The 17854-nt window shown below is 33.5% G+C and carries 19 protein-coding genes; 11 read left to right on the forward strand and 8 right to left on the reverse strand.

Annotated elements, in window-relative coordinates:
• Nucleotides 1-15: 15 nt before the first annotated feature.
• The 4 genes from LOS86_RS09815 to LOS86_RS09830 form a co-directional block, all read right to left on the reverse strand.
• Nucleotides 16-1283 (reverse strand): IS3 family transposase gene (locus LOS86_RS09815; RefSeq protein WP_231841609.1). Its coding sequence is split into 2 segments (ribosomal slippage): nucleotides 16-944 and nucleotides 944-1283, totalling 1269 coding nucleotides; the frame shifts between segments, so codons are not numbered across the junction.
• 85 nt (nucleotides 1284-1368) lie between these two features.
• Nucleotides 1369-1812: a hypothetical protein gene (locus LOS86_RS09820; RefSeq protein WP_231841930.1), complete on the reverse strand. Its 444-nt coding sequence runs from the start codon at nucleotides 1810-1812 to the stop codon at nucleotides 1369-1371.
• A 1-nt stretch (nucleotide 1813) separates the two neighbouring features.
• Nucleotides 1814-3094, reverse strand: coding sequence for an ornithine--oxo-acid transaminase (gene rocD, locus LOS86_RS09825; protein WP_231841931.1), 1281 nt, complete (start codon nucleotides 3092-3094; stop codon nucleotides 1814-1816).
• A gap of 125 nt (nucleotides 3095-3219) precedes the next feature.
• On the reverse strand, nucleotides 3220-3759 hold the full coding sequence (locus LOS86_RS09830; RefSeq protein ID WP_231841932.1) for a DUF1697 domain-containing protein: 540 nt from the start codon (nucleotides 3757-3759) through the stop codon (nucleotides 3220-3222).
• Nucleotides 3760-3825: 66 nt separating this feature from the next.
• Here LOS86_RS09830 and rlmD point away from each other — a divergent pair, with 66 nt between their 5' ends.
• The 4 genes from rlmD to LOS86_RS09850 all read left to right on the forward strand — a co-directional run bounded on the left by rlmD (nucleotide 3826) and on the right by LOS86_RS09850 (nucleotide 7782).
• Nucleotides 3826-5238 (forward strand): 23S rRNA (uracil(1939)-C(5))-methyltransferase RlmD, encoded by a 1413-nt coding sequence (gene rlmD / locus LOS86_RS09835; RefSeq protein WP_231841933.1) that lies wholly within the window; start codon nucleotides 3826-3828, stop codon nucleotides 5236-5238.
• Nucleotides 5239-5241: 3 nt separating this feature from the next.
• On the forward strand, nucleotides 5242-5745 hold the full coding sequence (locus LOS86_RS09840) for a DUF6452 family protein (protein WP_231841934.1): 504 nt from the start codon (nucleotides 5242-5244) through the stop codon (nucleotides 5743-5745).
• Nucleotides 5726-6433, forward strand: coding sequence for a DUF6048 family protein (locus LOS86_RS09845; protein WP_231841935.1), 708 nt, complete (start codon nucleotides 5726-5728; stop codon nucleotides 6431-6433). The genes LOS86_RS09840 and LOS86_RS09845 overlap by 20 nt, the downstream gene beginning before the upstream one ends.
• Nucleotides 6434-6648: 215 nt before the next feature.
• Nucleotides 6649-7782, forward strand: coding sequence for a linear amide C-N hydrolase (locus LOS86_RS09850; protein WP_231841936.1), 1134 nt, complete (start codon nucleotides 6649-6651; stop codon nucleotides 7780-7782).
• Between the two features lie 58 nt (nucleotides 7783-7840).
• On the opposite strand, the gene LOS86_RS09855 is transcribed toward LOS86_RS09850, so the two are convergent.
• The gene (locus LOS86_RS09855; protein WP_231841937.1) at nucleotides 7841-8074 is read right to left on the reverse strand and encodes a hypothetical protein; all 234 of its coding nucleotides are present in this window, start codon (nucleotides 8072-8074) and stop codon (nucleotides 7841-7843) included.
• Nucleotides 8075-8134: 60 nt separating this feature from the next.
• Nucleotides 8135-9298, reverse strand: a complete 1164-nt coding sequence (locus LOS86_RS09860) for a THUMP domain-containing class I SAM-dependent RNA methyltransferase (RefSeq protein WP_231841938.1) — start codon at nucleotides 9296-9298, stop codon at nucleotides 8135-8137.
• A 110-nt stretch (nucleotides 9299-9408) separates the two neighbouring features.
• On the opposite strand from LOS86_RS09860, the gene LOS86_RS09865 reads away from it, so the two are divergent.
• From LOS86_RS09865 to LOS86_RS09895, 7 genes are all read left to right on the forward strand, one after another.
• Nucleotides 9409-10173 carry an SAM-dependent methyltransferase gene (locus tag LOS86_RS09865; protein WP_231841939.1) on the forward strand — a complete coding sequence of 255 codons (765 nt, stop codon included), beginning with the start codon at nucleotides 9409-9411 and terminating at the stop codon, nucleotides 10171-10173.
• Entirely contained in the window at nucleotides 10173-10907 is a 735-nt protein-coding gene (locus LOS86_RS09870) for a ZIP family metal transporter (protein WP_231841940.1), read from the forward strand. Before LOS86_RS09865 ends, LOS86_RS09870 begins: the two co-directional genes overlap by 1 nt.
• Nucleotides 10908-10972: 65 nt before the next feature.
• Entirely contained in the window at nucleotides 10973-11353 is a 381-nt protein-coding gene (locus LOS86_RS09875) for a PH domain-containing protein (RefSeq protein WP_231841941.1), read from the forward strand.
• A gap of 4 nt (nucleotides 11354-11357) precedes the next feature.
• Nucleotides 11358-12182, forward strand: a complete 825-nt coding sequence (murQ, locus tag LOS86_RS09880; RefSeq protein WP_231841942.1) for an N-acetylmuramic acid 6-phosphate etherase — start codon at nucleotides 11358-11360, stop codon at nucleotides 12180-12182.
• 1 nt (nucleotide 12183) lies between these two features.
• On the forward strand, nucleotides 12184-12648 hold the full coding sequence (locus LOS86_RS09885) for a hypothetical protein (RefSeq protein ID WP_231841943.1): 465 nt from the start codon (nucleotides 12184-12186) through the stop codon (nucleotides 12646-12648).
• Nucleotides 12648-12878, forward strand: a complete 231-nt coding sequence (locus LOS86_RS09890) for a DUF6095 family protein (protein ID WP_231841944.1) — start codon at nucleotides 12648-12650, stop codon at nucleotides 12876-12878. Before LOS86_RS09885 ends, LOS86_RS09890 begins: the two co-directional genes overlap by 1 nt.
• A gap of 43 nt (nucleotides 12879-12921) precedes the next feature.
• On the forward strand, nucleotides 12922-13308 hold the full coding sequence (locus tag LOS86_RS09895; RefSeq protein WP_231841945.1) for a DNA topoisomerase IV: 387 nt from the start codon (nucleotides 12922-12924) through the stop codon (nucleotides 13306-13308).
• Nucleotides 13309-13341: 33 nt separating this feature from the next.
• Here the strand turns inward: LOS86_RS09895 and LOS86_RS09900 are convergent, their stop codons facing one another.
• Entirely contained in the window at nucleotides 13342-15015 is a 1674-nt protein-coding gene (locus LOS86_RS09900) for a formate--tetrahydrofolate ligase (RefSeq protein ID WP_231841946.1), read from the reverse strand.
• A 108-nt stretch (nucleotides 15016-15123) separates the two neighbouring features.
• Nucleotides 15124-17832 carry a DNA gyrase/topoisomerase IV subunit A gene (locus LOS86_RS09905; protein WP_231841947.1) on the reverse strand — a complete coding sequence of 903 codons (2709 nt, stop codon included), beginning with the start codon at nucleotides 17830-17832 and terminating at the stop codon, nucleotides 15124-15126.
• Between the last annotated feature and the right edge of the window lie 22 nt (nucleotides 17833-17854).

The raw sequence follows: 17854 nt of genomic DNA on the forward strand, positions 1-17854 counted from the left end.
ATAATCCAAATATAGTTAAATCGTAACAGAATTAATTCTGTTACGATTTATTTTTTTCCATTGTTTTAAATGTATTATTTTTTGTTGATGTGCTTGGTTTGGAGTTATCATATTAATTGACATATGTATTCTAAAATTGTTGTATAAAGTTATGGCCTGTGTAACTTGTTTGTTTAAATTTTGATAGTTTTCAAATATTTCATGTAAACCAAATTCTTCTTTTAAAATTCCATTTACTCTTTCTGCCACTGCATTTTCATATGGGTCGTATTCTTGCGTCATACTAATTAAAATATTGTTTTTCTTTAACAATTCGGTATACTCTTTACTACAGTATTGTAAACCTCTATCAGAATGGTGAATGAGTTGATTTTTTGTTTTCCTCTTAATCAAAGCCATTTCTAAAGCTTTTACAGTAGTTGAGCTCATTAAATTATCTGACAATTGATATCCTACAATTTTCTTGGAACACGCATCAGTGAGTAAATGCAAATAATATGTTTTCTCTTTTGTTCGTAAATATGTTATATCAGCAACCCAAACCTGCTCAGGTCTGTTAAGTACTAAATTGCTAATTAAATTTGGATAGCGTTTCATCCAATGTCTTGAATTTGTTGTTTTGTAATATCTTCGAGCTTTAGGAACTTGTAAATATTCTGCTTTTAAAAAATCTAAAAAATTATCCCGACCAATTGATATATGGTGTTTTATAAATTCATCTTGTAACATTACATGAAGTTTTTTACCACCTGTTCGGGGTAATTGCTTACGAATAGTAACTACCAAACTTCGTAATAATTCTGAGTTGTATTTAGGTGTTTTTACCTTTGACTTTCGCTTGTAAAATGCTTGTTTTGTGTATCCAAACAGTTCGCATAACTCATAAATAGTCAATGAACTATTTATATTTATTTCTTCGACTGCTTGGAACCAGACTTTTTTACAATATCAATTTTAAGTTCACGTTCAGCTATTTCAATAAATCGTTTAAATACTTTTAATTCTTCTTCTTTTTTCGCTAATTGAGCTTCTAGCTCTTTTATACGCTGTTGTTGAGGATCTTTCATAGGACGACCAATAGTTAATTTATCTTCATAGGTAAATTTACCATATTTTTTTAACCATCTTGGTATACAACTACTACCTAAAATATTGTAACGTCTTCGAAGCTCTGCTTTTGTAAATAAACCCCTCTCAAATTCACTTACAACTTGACGTTTAAATGCTTCGCTGTAAATTTGTGGGACAGTTGGAATTTTTGAAATTTTCTTTTTTGTTGACATATTATGTGATTTTTAGTCAACTTTTTTCAGGACAAGACATTATCAAAAAAAATCCCGATTTTTAATTAAAAATCGGGATTTTTTTTTATCTAAATGCAGCTGTAGCTGCAATAGCAAATATACCACCTATTAAAATCAACAGATATAAAGATAAAATTACTATAACAGAAATCCCAAGAAATTTGTGGTGTGATTTCAAATTTACAAAAGCTTCCGCCACTAAATTACTATCTCCAAACTGTAGTGCAGTTTTCATATTTGTTGAATATTTAAACAAATAGTAAACAGGAATGAAATAAAGACCTGCCATTAAAAAGTAAAATAATGATAGGAAATTTTTCATAAAACCAAATGGCCCTAAACCTGATACATCATCTGGTAAATCTGATAATGAAACAGTTATAATAACAGCTGCTATTAGCATTAACCCTACTCCAATAAATCCTACAATTGATAAAAAGAATGTCCACTTTGAACCTTCTCTTAAAGCTTCTTTAGCAAGTTGATTTAATTCTAAATTTTGTTCCATATTACTTTTCAAACTCTTTTAAAGTATTAATAATAATCGCTACACAATCTCTCAATTGCTCTTCATTCATAACTAATGGAGGAGCAAAACGAATGATATTTCCGTGAGTTGGTTTGGCTAATAAACCGTTTTCAGCTAAACGCACACAAATATTCCAAGCGGTGTCGCTTTCTTCTGTATCGTTAATTACAACGGCGTTTAATAATCCTTTTCCTCTTACTAAAGTTGCAATATTTGAAGTTTCGATAAATTTACCTATTTCTTCACGGAAGATTTTTCCAAGTTTTCTAGCATTTTGAGCTAAGTGTTCTTCAGACACTACTTCTAAAGCCGCCATAGCAACCGCAGCTGCAACAGGGTTTCCTCCAAAAGTTGAACCGTGTTGTCCTGGCTTAATCACATTCATAATGTTATCATTTGCCAATACTGCAGAAACTGGATAAGCACCACCTGATAATGCTTTTCCTAAGATTAAAATATCAGGTTGGGTATAAGTTGTTTGTTTTTCACATTTTGCTTCACAAGAGCAATTACCACAAACCGCTAATAAAGAACCGGTTCTAGCAATACCAGTTTGAACTTCGTCAGCAATGAACAATACATTATTGGCTTCACAAATGGCTTTTGCTTTTTTGATAAAATCTTCAGATGGTGTATAAACTCCGGCTTCACCTTGAATTGGCTCAACTAAGAAACCTGCAATATTTTTTGATGAATTTACTGCTCTTTCTAAAGCTTCAACATCATCATAAGGAATGCTTATAAATCCTGCTGTATAAGGTCCGAAGTTTTTTCTAGCATTTTCATCATTTGAGAATGAAATAATGGTAGTAGTTCTTCCGTGGAAGTTACCATCACAAACAATAATTTGTGCATCATTTTCGTTGATTCCTTTTTTCTCGTAAGCCCATTTTCTACACAATTTTAAAGCGGTTTCCACTGCTTCTGCTCCTGTGTTCATTGGTAATACTTTATCAAATCCGAAATAATTGGTTACAAACTGTTCGTAAACACCTAATTTATCGTTGTAAAACGCTCTTGATGTTAACGTTAAGGTTTGTGCTTGTTCAACCATTGCACCTACAATTTTTGGATGACAATGACCTTGATTTACAGCAGAATAAGCCGAAAGAAAATCATAATATTTCTTTCCTTCTACATCCCAAACATAAACTCCTTCTCCTTTACTTAAAACTACTGGAAGTGGATGATAATTGTGTGCACCGTGTTTGTCTTCTAATGCAATTGCTTCAGCTGAACTCATTTTTTCTAAAACTGACATAAAATTTTGTTATTGATCGTTACATCGCAATTCCTTCTTTTTGGTGAGAAATCAACCGTTTGCAAAAGTAGTAAATTTTGTTGGAAGATAGAAGTTGAATGTCGGAAGAAATAAACTCCCTACTCTTAGTCAAACATATCCAATAAAGTTGTAACGGTATTCCAATTTCTAATGGTAGCTGTAAGATTGAGTTTCTTCTCGATATACTTTTGATCTAATCTGGTTTTTCCTGCTCCAACAGCATATTTAATGAAGATTTTATTTTTATCAATAGCAGCTTCGTCAGGTTTGAATTGACTGATTTTTAAATCATTAATGGCGCTGCCTTGTAATTCTTTCGATAAAAATGCCACGTATAATTTCTTGCTATCACACTCTTTTTCATTGAGATATGGATTGTTATTTAGACACGCTTCCAAGTCTTCTTTTCCGATAACAACGACTGGAACTTCTAACCCTAATTCTTTGAAAATTTCTTGCTTGATTTTAAATCCAACACTTGCACCATGCTCCTCTTCCGAATCCACAAAAACATTTCCCGATTGAATGTAAGTGCGAACATTTTGAAATCCTGCATTTTCTAAAAGCGTTTTCAAAACGTCCATTTTAATCATGTTGTGACCGGAAACATTAATTCCTCGAAGTAAAGCTAAATGGGTTTTCATAGTAATAATTTGGTATAAAAGTAAAAAATCCTAACAAATACACCTAACAATTCTTATTTTTGCCTCATGGGAAAAAAGAGAACAGAAAAAATCGTATTCGAAAACGTAAAAATCCTTGATGCAGGTGCAAAAGGTGTATCGGTAGCAAAAGCTCCTGATGGCAAAGTAATATTTATTCCAAATGTAGTACCAGGCGATGTAGTAGATGTGCAAACCATGAAGAAAAGAAAAGCCTACTACGAAGGTAAAGCTATAAAAATCCATGAATTTTCAGAACATAGAATCGACCCCGTTTGCGAGCATTTTGGGGCTTGTGGCGGTTGCAAATGGCAAAACATGAAGTACAGCCAACAATTGCTCTATAAAAATCAGGAAGTCTACAATAATTTAAAGCGTATTGGTAAAATTGAGTTGCCAGAATTTGAACCCATTTTAGGTTCGGAAAAACAATTGTTTTACAGAAATAAAATGGAATTTGGCTTCTCGAATGCGCGTTGGATGACCGATGCAGAAATTCAATCGGGAACTGAATTTGACAATAAAAATGCATTAGGATTTCATATTCCAAGAATGTGGGATAAGATTTTAGATATTGAAAAATGTCATTTACAAGAAGATCCATCAAACGAAATTCGTAACGAAATCAAACGTTTTGCAAACGAAAATGGTTTAACATTCTTCAACGCAAGAGCGACTGAAGGTTTACTTAGAACCTTAATGATTCGTACCGCTTCAACAGGAGAAATCATGGTATTGATTCAGTTTTTTGAAAATGATAAAAACGGAATCGAGTTGATGATGAATTTCTTGGCGGAGCGTTTTCCCCAAATTACATCCTTACAATATGTTATCAATCAGAAATTGAATGATACTTTGTATGACCAAGATATTATTTTATTCAAAGGTCGCGATTATATTTTGGAAGAAATGGAAGGGTTACATTTTAGTATTAATGCAAAATCGTTCTATCAAACCAATTCAGATCAAGCGTATGAATTGTATAAAATCACTAGAGAATTTGCAGGTTTAACAGGAAATGAAACTGTTTATGATTTATATACAGGAACTGGAACAATTGCACAGTTCGTTTCTAAAAAAGCTAAAAAAGTAATTGGTGTTGAAGCCGTACCTGAAGCCATTATAGATGCAAAAGCAAATGCGGAACGCAATAACATTACGAATTGTGAGTTTTATGTTGGGGATATGAAAAACGTTTTCAACGACGAATTCATCAACCAACACGGTCAACCTGATGTTATCATTACTGATCCACCGAGAGACGGAATGCATAAAGATGTGGTAGAAATGTTATTGAAAACGGATGTACCTAAAATTGTGTATGTAAGTTGTAATTCGGCCACTCAAGCTCGTGATTTGGCTTTAATGGACGAAAAATACAAGGTTGTTCGTGTGCGCCCTGTGGATATGTTTCCGCAAACACATCACGTGGAAAACGTTGTTCTTTTAGAAAAAAGATAAATTATGAAAAAAATTGTTTTTATAACCCTATCCTTGCTTTTAGCCGTTTCGTTTTGGAACTGCGAAAAAGATGATATTTGTGCAGAAGGAACTCCCACCACACCTAGAGTCATTATTGAGTTTTACGATGATGCTAATCCAACTGTTTTAAAGAATGTCACAAATTTAAAAGTTACAGAATCTGTTCAAACAGAGGGATTTGCTTTTAATGGTGTTAGTAAAATTCAGGTCCCATTGAGAACAAATGATATCCAAACGATATTACATTTTACGGCTAATGGTGACGATTCTGATATTACCAATGACAATCTTGACGAAATCACTTTTAATTACGCCACTCAAGAGGTTTATATTTCTCGTGCATGCGGTTATAAAATGACATTTCAACTAAACACTACAGATGGAACAGTTTTAACAACTGATACTAACAATTGGATTCAAAACATTGTAATCTCTCAACCTAATATTGAAAACGAAAATGAAATACATGTTAAAATATATTTTTAGTATTGGCTTATTATGCGTTTCATTTTTAGGTAATGCACAATCTAAAGACACTACAAAGGTTTTATTTCCTGAGCGTTATGGTTTACGCTTGGGAGCCGATTTACATAAAATTGCACGTTCCTTTTATGAAGAAGACTATCGCGGTTTTGAAATTGTAGGAGACTATCGTTTAACCAAGCGTTTTTATCTTGCGGGAGAACTTGGAAACGAAGACAAAACTATTGATGACGACCGATTGAATTTCACTACAAAAGGCACCTATTTTAAAGTAGGTTTTGATTATAACTCTTTTGAGAATTGGCTTGATATGGAAAATATGATTTATATTGGTATGCGATATGGTGTTAGCAGTTTTAATCATACATTGAATAGTTACAAAATTTATGACCCAACCAATTATTACGGAGAAAATATTGTAATATCTGGCGAAAAATTTAGTGGATTGAATGCCAGTTGGTTAGAAGTAGTAGGTGGAATCAAAGCCGAATTATTCAATAACCTCTACTTAGGATTTTCAGTACGATTGAATTATTTGGTATCCAACAAAAGACCTGAAGGATTTGATAATCTTTTCATACCAGGTTACAACCGAACGTATGATGGAAAGTTTGGTGCAGGATTTAACTACACACTAAGTTATTTTATCCCAATTTACAAGAAAAACAAAAAATCAGAAGAGAAAAAATAATAAAGGAAGTGTTACGAAAGTAACGCTTTTTTTATGAACACAAAATCTCAAATCGATGAGCTTTAACCATAAGCAAAGAAATTTAACCATCAATAAATTCAAACAAAAGTCAACAAACAAACATTAAATCTGTTAAAATCAAAATGTAATTCCTAAATAAAATGCTATATTTGGTTAAAATAAGTATTTTTCGAAATAAACACAATTAAAACCAAATGAAAATAAATTATTTATTTAGAAATAGTATTATTGCTATTGTTGTTGTTTCTTTAATTTCTTCACCTATTTATGCTTGCACAGGTATTACATTACTTTCTAAAGATGGTGGTGTAGTTGTTGCACGAACTGTGGAATGGGCTTTAAATGATGCACAACACAATCAATTATTAATAGTCCCTAGAAATAAAGAATTTAAAGCACAAACACCCGAAGGAACAAACGGTAAAAACTGGAAAGGCAAATATGGTTTTGTTACTCTAACTGCTTACGGACAACCTTATGGTCCAGATGGAATAAACGAAGAAGGTTTATATGTTGGTGTATATTATTTACCCGGCTTTGCAGAATATGCAGTTTACGACAAAACAAAAGCATCCAAATCTATGAGTGTGGGTGATTTAATGCAATGGATGCTCTCTTCATTTAATACTGTAGATGAAGCTATAAAACACCTTAACGAAGTTATTGTGGTAAATGTTGAAAATAAAGATTTTGGAGGTGCAGCGTTGCCTTTTCATTTTAAAATTGTTGATCCAAGTGGAAACAGCAAAATAATCGAAATTGTAAATAAAGGTGAAGTTAAAATTTACGATCCTTATTTAGGTGTTATTACGAATTCACCAACTTACGATTGGCATTTAATTAACCAAAGAAATTATTTAAACCTTTCAAATTCACCCAATCAACAAAAAGTTTTTGGTAACTACGAATTAAATCCGTTAGGTGGAGGTTCAGGATTAATAGGGTTGCCTGGTGATTTTACTCCCCCGTCAAGATTTGTTAGAGCAGCTGCTTTTACTGCTTCATGTCGACCATTAAGCACCTCAATTGATGCTGTATTTGAATCTTTCAGAATACTTGATAACTTTAACATTCCTCTAGGCGCTCAAATGCCATCAGAAAAAACACCCTCAGATATTGTTAGCGCAACTCAAATCACTTCATCGTGTGACTTAAAAGAAAAAGTATATTACTATCATACCATGTGGAATAGACAGGTTAGAAAAATAGATCTTAAATTAATAGATTTTTCAACAATCAAAGAACAAATCATAAATGATGACGAAAATAGAGAAAATACCGTAAAAGACGTTACTCCATTTCAATCAAAAAAGAAAACAAGAAAATAAATTACTATGAAAACATATCTAGCAAAAACAAAAATCCTGAGCAAAGCTCAGGATTTCCTTATTTTATTTCTTTCACCCCTTTTATAAATAACCACTTCATATAGATTTTTTCTCCATCGTGAGTTTTTATAGCTTGAAACTTTGGCGCTAATAATAATGCAACCATAAATGCGGTCAACGGAATCCATATTCCGTTTAAACGAGAAAAGATATTTACTAAATAAAGTGTTGGCATATAAATCACCACAAACCCTAAGAAGTTAAATAAAAATGCTTTTACTTTTTTGCTCATTGTATGTATTGTTTAATTGTTGATCTAATTTCTGAATACTAAAAACTGAACACTGAACACTTACTCTTCAGTATTCAGATACTTACCTTTCTTACTTCCTTCGTACATTTCGTATTTCACCAAGCGTGCTTCTAACTTACCATTGAAAAGTTTAATTTTTCTACTGGGCTTCAAGCCTACGAATTTCAATGCTTCTAAATTGGCAGTGATGAACCAAGCATTCGTATTGGGATAATTTTGTTTTAAGGTATCTCCAATTTCTCTATAAAAACGCTCCATATCAATATCCAAACGCTCTCCGTAAGGCGGATTAAATACCATGTGCAACGGACCTTCGGTTTCTTTTTTAGAATCAAAGAAGTTTTCGTTAGTAATCGTAATGTATTCGTCTAAATTGGCGTTTCTAACATTGTCCTTTGCTTTTGAAACAGCACTTGGCGCTTTATCATATCCCCTAATCGTATAATGAAACTCACGTGTTTTCTTTAATAGTGATTCTAGAATATCGTCAAATAACTCGGCATCCCAATCGTTCCATTTCTCAAAAGCAAATTCTTTACGATTGATGTTTGCTGGAATATTACAAGCAATCATCGCAGCCTCCGCTAAAATAGTTCCAGAACCACACATGGGATCTAAAAAGTGACTCTTCCCTTCCCAACCCGATAAAATCAACATTCCAGCTGCTAAAACTTCGTTGATTGGTGCAATGTTGGTAGCACTTCGATATCCTCTATGATGCAATGAAGCTCCTGAAGTATCCAAAGAAACCGTAACGGTATCTCTATCAATATGCACATGAATTTGTAAATCTGGAAAATCTTTATCGATACTTGGACGTTTGCCATTCAATTCACGAAATTGATCAACTATTGCATCTTTCGTTTTTAACGCCACAAACTGACTGTGATTGAAATGCTCCGAATGCAAAGTAGTTTCAACTAAAAAGGTTTGATGCTCGTTTAAATAATCTGTCCAATCGATTTTTTTGATGCCTTCGTACAAGCTTTTATCATTGAAAGCTTTGAACGTTTTAATGGGTTTCAATATTTTTAATGCAGTTCTTAAAGCTAAATTGGCTTTATACATAAAACCTTTATCGCCCATAAAACTCACTACACGTGTTCCAATTTCTACTTTCTGAGCACCTAAAAGTTGTAATTCTTTAGCTAATATTTCTTCAAAACCAAAGAACGTTTTAGCCGTCATTTTAAAATTTTCCATTCTTCAAATTCAAGTTCAATTGCAAAAATAAATTGCAATATCAATAATTAAGATATTCTTGTGCAAAAATACATTAAATTTGCAAGTTCAAAGATATCAATCTCGTTTAAATGTCAGATAACAACAATATACAACAAACTTCAAACAATTCGTCTTCTTCAAACTGGTTCGAATCTTGGTTTGATACTAAATACTATCACATCTTATATAAAGAACGTAACGATGAGGAAGCGCAGTTGTTAATGGACAATTTAACACATTATTTAAACCTTCCAGAAGATGCAAGAATCTTAGATTTAGCTTGCGGAAAAGGTCGTCATGCGATTTATTTGAATTCCTTAGGTTTTAATGTTACCGGAATTGATTTATCGGAAAACAGTATTAAAGAAGCCTCGCAATTTTCCAACGAAAAACTGCATTTCAAAGTACACGATATGCGTGAAACGTGTAACGAAAAATACGATGCTATTTTCAATTTGTTCACTAGTTTTGGCTATTTTGAAGATGATGCCGACAATTACAAAACCATCAAAGCCATTCACAATAGTTTAACCGAAACTGGTTTTGCTGTTATAGATTTTATGAATGCGGATTATGTAATTGAGAATTTAGTTGCTGATGAAGTAAAAACAGTTGATGGAATTGATTTTCATATCCAACGTTATTATAAAGACGGCCATATTTTTAAAGAAATTTCATTCGAAGATGAAGGCAAAAACTATCATTTCATCGAAAGAGTGCAAGCGCTTCGATTAGAAGATTTCGAAAAAATGATGGAAGAAGCTGGCATTTATCTTTTGGATATTTTTGGCGATTATAAATTGCGAAAATTCTATAAAAACCAATCAGAACGTTTAATTATGATTTTTAAATAATGCAATATATCATCACCTTTTCGGCCGTAATTATTGGCTTTTTATTCGCGTTACTTTTAAAACCACAAAAAAAGAAAAACATCAAATTGTTATTGGCGTTTAGTGGTGCATTTTTACTTTCGCTAACGGTTTTACATTTACTTCCCGAATTATTCAGCGAAGGACACAACCACGTTCACGAAGGTGAAGAAGCACATACGACGTTACCCGTTGGGGTTTTCATTATGATTGGAATTCTGTTCCAAATTTTATTAGAGTTTTTCTCAAAAGGAGCTGAACACGGTCACGTTCATGTGCATACAGACGAGCATAACGAATTACATCACATTCCGTGGTTATTGTTTATTAGTTTGTGCATTCACGCCTTGTTAGAAGGTTTCCCTATTCACAACAATCACAATTTAGCTTACGGAATTGCGGTTCATCACTTACCTATTGCTATTATTTTGACTTTGTTTTTTGTGAATGCCAAGATGAATAAAATGATGATTTTTGCGTTTATGTTCACCTTCGCTTTAATGACTCCAATGGGAACTTTTTTAGCCGAACAAATGCATTTTGCCCAACATTATGCTAAAGAAATTTCAGCAGTTGTGGTGGGAATTTTATTCCATATTTCATCCACCATAATTTTTGAAAGTAACGAAGGACACAAATTCAATTTGGCAAAAATTACGATGATAGTATTTGGTTTTGTTTTGGCTTACATAATTGAAATGGGACATTCGCATTAATCATAAATCGACATAAAACATAAGTAGTTTTTACTTAAATTTGAAGAATATTTAAAACATCATATATGGGAATTTTTTCTGCTTTACTTGGAAATGCAGGTGCTGTAAATCAAGAAACTTTAGTAAAAGATTATGGCAAATTATTAATCACTGGAGAAGAAATTGAATTAGGTTTCAAACTGATTCGTGACACTTTTATTTTTACAAACAAGCGATTAATATTGATTGAAAAACAAGGAATAACAGGTAGTAAAATTGAATACAAATCGATTACTTACAAAAGTATTTCACGCTTTAGTGTTGAAACAGCAGGAACTTTTGACTTAGAAGCCGAATTGAAAATTTGGGTTTCTAGCGAAGCTCATCCAAGTATCGTGAAACAATTTAATAAATCTGTCAATGTCTATGATGTGCAGAATGTTTTGGCACATCATGTTTTAAAATAATCGCATGAATTTTACCAAAACAACAGAACAAGCATCCAAATACGAACATTTAGAAAAAATGTCGGTAACGGATTTGTTGGCGAATATCAACAATGAAGACAAAACAGTTCCGTTAGCGGTGGAAAAAGCCTTACCCCAAATTGAAAAATTAGTTACTGAAATTGTTTCGAAAATGAAACAAGGCGGTCGTTTGTTTTACATTGGTGCGGGAACTTCAGGACGTTTAGGAATTGTAGATGCTTCGGAATGTCCACCAACTTTTGGTGTTCCTTTTGATTTGGTAATTGGAATTATTGCAGGCGGCGATAGTGCAATTCGAAAAGCAGTTGAATTTGCTGAAGACGACCAGGAACAAGCTTGGAAAGATTTACAACAATGGAACATCAATAAAAACGATGTTGTTGTTGGAATAGCAGCTTCAGGAACTACGCCTTATGTGATTGGCGGTTTAGAAATGTGCAATCAAAATAACATCAGCACAGGAAGTATCAGTTGTAACGCGGAAAGTCCACTATCCAAAACTGCTCAATTTCCAATTGATGTTGTGGTTGGACCAGAATTCGTTACAGGAAGTTCTCGTATGAAAGCTGGAACAGCTCAAAAATTGGTTTTAAACATGATTTCGACTTCAACCATGATTCAGTTAGGACGAGTTAAAGGCAATAAAATGGTTGATATGCAATTGAGTAACACCAAATTGATCGATAGAGGAACAAGAATGATTATGGACGAGATTCCAGTAAATTATGAAGAAGCTGGGAAACTTTTAGAAACACACGGAAGTGTTAGAAATGCCGTAAACTTTTACAACAATAAAAATAAAATATAATATGAAACAGTTAATTTTAATCTTAGCAATATTCGGTTTTTCAACAACTTTTGCTCAAAAATTAGAATACAATGAAGGTAAAATATTTCAAGATGGGGAACAAATTTCTTCTTTTGAAACCAAAAACTTATTGAAATCTGATTTAAAAGCCTTACATCTATTCAAAAAAGCAAAAACTAAAGAATCTCTTGGTGGTTTTTTACTAGGATTAGGAATAGGTGGAACTGCTGCTGATTTAGTTATGGGATTAACTTCTGATGTAAAATACCCAACAGTAATTACATATGCTGGTGTTGGCCTAATGGTGGTTTCAATCCCTATTTTATCAGGAAGAAAGAAATTAGTTCAGGAAAGTGTTGATCTGTATAACCAAGGATTAAAAGAACAAAATAAAACTTTAGGTGACAATTTTGAAATGAATTTTGTGACAAATTCTAATGGTGTTGGATTTCGAATTACTTTCTAATGGCAACAGATAAAAACATATTAGCAAAAGGAATAAAGTATTTAGCTGGAGCTTTACCATTGTTATTTCTTGGCCCTATTATTATTAACAGTGCATTCAAAAATGAAAAACATCCTTTATATCCATATGTTTTAACATTGGGAATATTAGTTGCTTTAACAGCGATGTTTCTAATTTACAAAGGCATTAATACTTTAGTAAAAAGTATGTTTGATGGTGATAAACAATAGCAATAACAAGTTTAACCCCTAAGCTTCGAAACAAAAATCAATTATGAAATTCAAAATACAATATTCGATTTACGGTTTACTATTACTAACTGTACTAACTTCTTGTTACAATCAAGAACGCAATTGCACTGATTTTAAAACCGGAAAATTCACTTCAGAAACCGAAATTGAAGGAAAAAAATATACGAGTACATTTGAACGTAATGATTCCATTCAAATTGAAACTTTTGAAGGAAAAATCGATACGTTTAAAGTTAGATGGACGAATGATTGTGAATACGTAATGCAAAATATTCATCCTAAAAACAGAGAGGAGAAGAAAGCAGTTCAAATGAAGATTTTAACTACTGATAAAAACTCTTATACATTTGAATATTCATTTGTAGGCGATTCAAAAAAACAAAGAGGAACAGTAAGAAAAATGGATTAATATTCAAAACTTTCCTACTGTTCCATTATAAAATTAAGACAATCCCGTAATTCTTCCTTCGTTGTCAATATCAATTCGTTCTGCGTTTGGAACCGCTGGTAAACCTGGCATTCGCATTACATCACCTAATAATGGCACTACAAATCCAGCTCCTGAAGAAATTTCAAATTCACGAACGGTAATGTCAAAATTTGCAGGGCGACCAATTAACTTTTCATTATCTGAAAAACTTGCTGGTGTTTTCGCCATACAAATAGAAAAATGACCAAATCCTAAATCGTTAATCATTTTCAATTGTGCTTTCGATTTTGGAGAAAACTCAACTGAATTCGCGCCATAAATATTTTTAGCAACTACGTTGATTTTATTTTCAATAGAATCGGAAGGTTGGTACAATGGTTTATAATTTGCAGTTTCTTTTTCAATTTCTTCAACTACTTTTTGCGCTACTTCAGCCGAACCTTTTCCACCATGAGCAAACGCAGTACTAACAATAGCCGTAACTCCTTTAGTAGCACATAATTCTTTTAATATATCATATTCCGCTTGCGTATCATCAGGAAAAGCATTGATGCAAACCACAGGATTCAATCCAAATTGTTGCATGTTTTCAATGTGTTTTTCCAAATTGCAAAAGCCTTTTTCAATGGCACTTACGTTTTCTGTTTTAAAATCTTCCGCTGCTAATCCCGCATGATGCTTAATAGCACGAATGGTTGCTACTAAAACCACAGCATCTGGTTTTAAACCACTTTGTTCACATTTGATGTGTAGAAACTTTTCAGCTCCTAAATCAGCACCAAAACCTGCTTCTGTTACTACGTAATCGCCTAATGATAATCCCATTTTTGTAGCAATAGCTGTATTAGTTCCTTGTGCAATACTAGCAAATGGTCCACCATGTAAAATAGCTGGATTACCGTCTATGGTTTGTACTAAGTTCGGTTTTATCGCATCTTTCAATAATGTTGCCATGGCTCCTACTACATTCAAATCGCGAGCAAAAATGGCTTTTCCATCTAACGTTTTCCCAACATAAATATTTCCTAATCGGAATTTCAAATCTTCTAAATCTTTCGCCAAGCATAAAATCGCCATCACTTCCGAAGCTGGTGTAATATTGAAACCGTCTTCACGCATTGTACCATTTGCTTTTGCTCCTACTCCAATAATAATTTGACGCAACGAACGATCATTCATATCCATAACTCGTTTCCAAGCGATAGATTTTGGATCAAGATTTAAAGAATATTTCGTGTTTTGTAAATTATTATCAATCACCGCCGAAAGTAGATTATTCGCTTTTTCAATGGCAGAAAAATCACCTGTGAAATGCAAATTGATGTCTTCCATTGGCAACACTTGCACATAACCTCCACCAGCAGCGCCACCTTTTAAGCCGAAAACGGGTCCAAGTGAAGGTTCACGTAAAACCGCAATCGCTTTTTTACCGATGTAATTCAATCCGTCCGTTAAACCAATCGACATGGTTGTTTTTCCCTCACCATATTTGGTTGGCGACATGGCAGAAACTAAAATCAGTTTTCCTTTTGGGTTTTCTTGTTGTAAGCGCAGTGGTAATTTGGCTTTGTACTTGCCATAAAATTCTAAATCGTCTTCTGAAATATTGATTTTTTTGGCAATATCTTTAATATGAGACATCGTTGCATTTTGCGCAATTTCAATGTCTGATGGAAATGTTGACATGTTGTTGTGTTTTAATTTAGGGCGAAATTAAGGGTTTTATTTTGAATGAAAAATGATAAAAATCAATAAAAAAAACCTGCAAAGTAAAAAACCTTGCAGGTCAAAATTTTATTCCAAAGACAACGTTATTTGTCCATCGTCATCTAATTCTATGTTGAAATCTTGAATATCGTTTCCTTCCTCTGAAGCTTCATTAGTTGTAGTTTCTGACTCATCTAACACTTCTTCATACGGAAGCGGATCTAATAAGTTAATCTGTTTAATTTTATCCGTTGTTAACTGATTTCCCAACGCTTTAATTCCTTTTACTGCTATGAATTGTTCTAAATCCACCACTTGGTTTTCTTTTTGAACGCCTTTCACTTTAGCAAAAATAACCTCAGCAACTGGACGCCAATCGGTAGAAACGATTTCCAATTGTGATTTTTCGTGTTCGGAAATAAAGATTTCTTCTTTGTTTTCGTTTTCAATTAAGAAACGTTTTACAAAGTAACGTTCTTTTTCGCCATCGAAATAAATACAAGAAACCGGTTTGTTTGGATTCCATTTTTCCAACACAATCATATCTTCTTCAAAATGGGTAGAAAGTTCTGGAATAATGGTTTTTACTTTTCCAGACTGGTTGATGATTAATAAGCGGTCGTTTGGTTTAAATTCGCCTAGCAACTCGCCTCTTCCATCTACATTCAAACGTTGCACTGTATCATCAAACCAAACTTTTCGCGGACGTAAAGTTGAAATTCCTTTCTCTTTTAACTCGATTTTTTTGATTGGATATTTGGTTACGGTATTTCCTCGAGAAGCTCTTCCTTTGATGGCAATATCCGAAAAATCGACATCCCATTTCAGTTTCTTCACACTTCCAACTTGGCGTAATAAAATCGTAACCACTTCTGCTTCTCCATTTGGATTCGCTGAAAAATACGATACCATAGAACCTGGTTTTTCTTGCGTCAAATCATAAAATTTATCGCGAGTTACTCCAGAAACATTGAAACGTTTGATGAAAGTCGAACCGTTTTTACCATCGCGATACATCATGTTGTAAATGGTACGTTTGTCGTTTTTATCAAATACGGCAACATGAATGATATCTTTTCCAATGAACTTCTTATCATCAATTTTGGTCACCATCATTTTTCCATCGCGTAAGAAAACGATGATGTCATCAATATCGGAACATTCGCCTACGTATTCGTCTTTTTTCAAGCCCATTCCTACAAAACCTTCTTCTCTATTCACATAGAATTTTTGGTTACGCAATACTACTTTCGTAGCTTGAATGTTATCGAAATTTCGTAATTCAGTTAAACGCTCTCTTCCTTTTCCGTATTTGTCTTTTAAATTGGTGAAGTAATCCACCGCATAATCAATCAAATGATCTAAATGATGTTTCACTTGCTCGATTTCAGCTTCCAATTTCGCAATCGCATCATCAGCTTTATCCGAGTCAAATCGTGTGATACGAATCATTGGAATTTGCGTCAATCGCTGTAAATCTTCGTCTTCAATTTCACGAATTAGAATGGATTTGAAAGGCTCAAATCGGTCGTACATGTATTTGTAAAGCGAATCTCTATCCGAATACAATTTGAAGTCGATGTACATTTCTTCACGAATGAAAATCTTCTCTAAATTCGCAAAATGCCACTTCGCTTCGAGTTCGTCCAATTGAATTTCTAATTCTCGTTTTAAAATATTCAAGGTACGATTCGTAGAAATCTTCAAAATATCAGAAACACCAATAAACAAAGGCTTGTTACAATTTTCGATAACACAACCTAGAGGCGCGATAGACAGTTCACAATCGGTGAATGCATACAACGCATCAATCATTTTATCTGGTGAAGTTCCGGGTTGTAAATGAATTAGGATTTCAACCTCAGCAGCCGTATTATCTTCAATTTTCTTGATCTTGATTTTACCCTTTTCATTGGCTTTCAAAATACTATCAATCAATTTTGTAGTATCGGTTGAAAACGGAATTTGGGTAATTACCAAAGTATTTTTATCTAAAGGTGCAATTTTAGCTCTTACGCGCACACGAGAACCTCGCATTCCATCATTATAATTGGAAACATCGGCAATTCCGGCTGTTGGGAAATCTGGAAAAAGTGTGAAAGGTTTTCCTTTTAAAATTTTAATCGACGCATCAATCAACTCATTGAAATTGTGAGGCAAAATTTTAGTTGATAAACCTACCGCAATTCCTTCGCCACCTTGCGCTAACAACAATGGGAATTTTACTGGTAAATGAACAGGTTCGTTTTTACGACCATCATAGCTCAATTGCCATTGGGTAACTTTTGGCGAGAACAATACATCGTGACCAAATTTTGAAATTCGCGCTTCGATGTAACGAGGTGCTGCGGCTCCGTCACCGGTCAAAATATTTCCCCAGTTTCCTTGACAATCAATCAACAAATCTTTTTGTCCAATATTTACCATAGCGTCACCAATACTCGCATCTCCGTGAGGGTGATACTGCATAGTGTGCCCAATGATATTCGCTACTTTATTGTAACGACCATCATCTAACTCTTTCATAGAGTGCATAATACGACGTTGTACGGGTTTGAAACCGTCTTCAATCGCAGGAACGGCACGCTCTAAAATTACATAGGAAGCGTAATCCAAGAACCAATCCTTGTACATTCCTGTAACTTTGGTAATGGTATCCTCTGGATTTTCGTTGTTTTCGTAAAAATGATGTCCCGTTGACACATGAATATCCTCAAAACCTTCTTCGTTTGAAAAATTGTCTTGATTCTCTAAATTGTCGTCCTCTGGGATGATGTTATCTTCTTCGTCTTTCATTTTTATGCTGAATTATTTTCAG

Source organism: Flavobacterium cyclinae (assembly GCF_021172145.1).
Lineage (GTDB): Bacteria > Bacteroidota > Bacteroidia > Flavobacteriales > Flavobacteriaceae > Flavobacterium > Flavobacterium cyclinae.